Below are 2642 nucleotides of genomic sequence, written 5' to 3'. Positions count from 1 at the left end.
GCACACGGGCCCGGATCTAGGCGGACACTCCGTCGATCCGGGCCAGGGCGTCGTCCGCGCCGTAGGGCTGCAGGTACGGGAGCCAGCGCGGGTCCCGGTGCCCGGTGCCGATGATGCGCCAGGCCAGCCCCGTCGGCGGGGCCGGCTTGTGCCGCAGCCGCCAGCCCAGCTCGACCAGGTGGCGGTCGGCCTTGACGTGGTTGCAGCGGCGGCAGGAGGCCACCACGTTGTCCCAGACGTGCTTGCCCCCGCGGCTGCGCGGGATGACGTGGTCGACGCTGGTTGCGACGCCACCGCAGTACATGCACCGGCCCCCGTCGCGCGCGAAGAGCGCACGGCGGGTCAACGGGACGGGCCCCCGGTAGGGGACCCGGACGAATCGCTTGAGCCGGACCACGCTGGGTGCGGGGAGGGTGACGGTCGCGCTGTGCATATAGGCGCCGGATTCCTCGAGGGAGACGGCCTTGTTCTCCAGGACGAGGACGAGCGCGCGGCGGAGCGGTACGACGCCGAGCGGCTCGTACGACGCGTTGAGGACCAGGACATGCGGCACGGGTGCCTCCTTGGGCGTCGGCGGCGCGTGGCTCGCGCCGGGACGATCTGCAGTCAGTCTCCCCTCAGGCCTGGTGGAAGCGCCACCATGTCCCGGTAACGGGCTGGGAGTGTTTTCGACCACATCTGATTCATCCCCCGGACCACGCCCTGTTCAAGCCCGCGTGAGCCGTGTCTCTCCTGCCCGCCCGCCGCACGGATCGGCGGGGAGCACCCGCGATGCCCCGTTAGTGTGGTGTTTCCGTCCGACCGGTGACCTTTTCGTGACCTTGCCCCCGCCGGTACGGACCACGCAGCACCTGGAGGTACCTGCCGTGTCGTCCCTGCCCGCCCTCCTCGTGGCCGCCGGCGCGTCGCCGTCCCCGTCGCCGTCGCCGTCGCAGTCGGTGACCCCGGCCGTGCCGACGCTCCAGGACGCCCAGGAGAGCGCGACGAACGCGGCGAGCTGGGTGGAGCAGAACTGGTCGACGTGGCTCGCGATGGGCCTCAGGATCCTGCTGATCGTGGTCGTGGCGGTGGCGCTGCGGGCGGCGGTGCGGCGGGCGATCACGAAGCTGATCGACCGGATGGGCCGTACCGCGCAGGCCGTGGACGGCACCGCGCTGGGCGGGCTGCTGGTCAACGCCGAGCGGCGGCGGCAGCGCTCGGCCGCCATCGGCTCGGTGCTGCGCTCGGTGGCGAGCTTCCTGATCCTCGGCACGGCCGCGCTGATGGTGCTGTCCACCTTCGAGATCAACCTGGCGCCGCTGCTGGCGTCGGCCGGTGTCGCCGGTGTGGCGATCGGTTTCGGCGCGCGCAACCTGGTCACGGACTTCCTGTCCGGCGTGTTCATGATCCTCGAGGACCAGTACGGCGTCGGAGACGTGATCGACGCGGGCGTGGCCACCGGCGAGGTGATCGAGGTCGGGCTGCGGGTGACCAAGCTGCGCGGCGACGGCGGGGAGATCTGGTACGTCCGCAACGGCGAGGTCAAGCGGATCGGGAACCTGTCGCAGGGCTGGGCGACGGCCGGGGTCGACGTGACCGTCCGGGCGAGCGAGGACCTGGACCGGGTCAAGGCCACGCTGGACGAGGTCGCCGGGAGGATGAGCCGGGAGGAGCCCTGGAACGAGCTGCTGTGGAGCCCGGTGGAGGTCCTCGGCCTGGACTCGGTGCTGATCGACTCCATGGTGGTCCGGGTCTCGGCGAAGACCATGCCGGGCAAGTCGGTGACGGTGGAGCGGGAGCTGCGCTGGCGGATCAAGCGGGCGTTCGACGCGGCGAGCATCCGGATCGTGGGCGGCGCGACGGCGGTCGAGGACGCCGAGGACACCCCCGACCCGACGGCCACGGTGGCGGCCCCGTCGGTGTACTCCAACGCGGACTCGCCGCAGTCGGCGGCGGCGTCCCCGATCGTCACCCAGCGGCAGGCACCGCCGGCGAAATAAGCGAGATGAACGATATAGGGGAACGGTCTCAGCACACTCGTTCCGAGAAGGCCGAGGACGACGATCCCGTCGAGGCCTTCGTCAAGAGCTGAGCCCCGGCCCCGCGGCCCCCGGCGACGACAACGTTGCCGGGGGCCGCCGTCCGTCGACGGCTATTGACGCCCCCTTCTCCCTCGGCTTACGTTCCTCCCACCGAACAGGAAACTTTCCTAACAGTGACCGCAGTGAGCCCCCGGGCGCCCGTCGATCAAGGACTGGACGCCCCGCCCGGGTCACTGAAAAGCTGGGTGGCCGGAAAGGCAGGTGTGGACCCCCATGGCAACGACCGCCGGTACGCCGGGCACCCCGCGCGTCCTGCGCGCCATGAACGACCGCGCCGCCCTGGAGCTGCTGCTGGCGCACGGGCCGCTGTCGCGCACCCGGATCGGCAAGCTGACCGGCCTGTCCAAGCCCACCGCCTCCCAGCTGCTGGCCCGCCTGGAGGCGGCCGGACTGGTCCGGGTGACCGGCACCAGCGAGGGCCGGCCGGGCCCCAGCGCCCAGCTGTACGCGATCGACCCGGCCGTGGCGTACGCCGCCGGGCTCGACGTCACCCCGCAGCGCATCCGGGCCGCCGTCGCCGACATCACCGGCCGCACGGTCGGCGAGTACGAGCTGCCCACC

The 2642-nt window shown here is 72.0% G+C and carries 3 protein-coding genes; 2 read left to right on the top strand and 1 reads right to left on the bottom strand.

Annotated features, from left to right (window positions below):
- Positions 1–16: 16 nt before the first annotated feature.
- The gene (locus H5J33_RS30530) at positions 17–553 is read right to left on the bottom strand and encodes an HNH endonuclease (RefSeq protein ID WP_030608086.1); all 537 of its coding nucleotides are present in this window, start codon (positions 551–553) and stop codon (positions 17–19) included.
- Positions 554–866: 313 nt separating this feature from the next.
- Between H5J33_RS30530 and H5J33_RS30525 the strand changes: the two genes are divergently transcribed.
- Entirely contained in the window at positions 867–1979 is a 1113-nt protein-coding gene (locus H5J33_RS30525; protein WP_181798011.1) for a mechanosensitive ion channel family protein, read from the top strand.
- A gap of 315 nt (positions 1980–2294) precedes the next feature.
- Positions 2295–2642, top strand: a 348-nt coding sequence (locus tag H5J33_RS30520) for a helix-turn-helix transcriptional regulator (RefSeq protein ID WP_181798010.1), incomplete at its 3' end; no start/stop codon positions are given.

It is taken from the genome of Streptomyces sp. WELS2, assembly GCF_013870595.1.
GTDB lineage: Bacteria > Actinomycetota > Actinomycetes > Streptomycetales > Streptomycetaceae > Streptomyces.
This window is presented reverse-complemented; position numbering and strand designations above follow the sequence as displayed.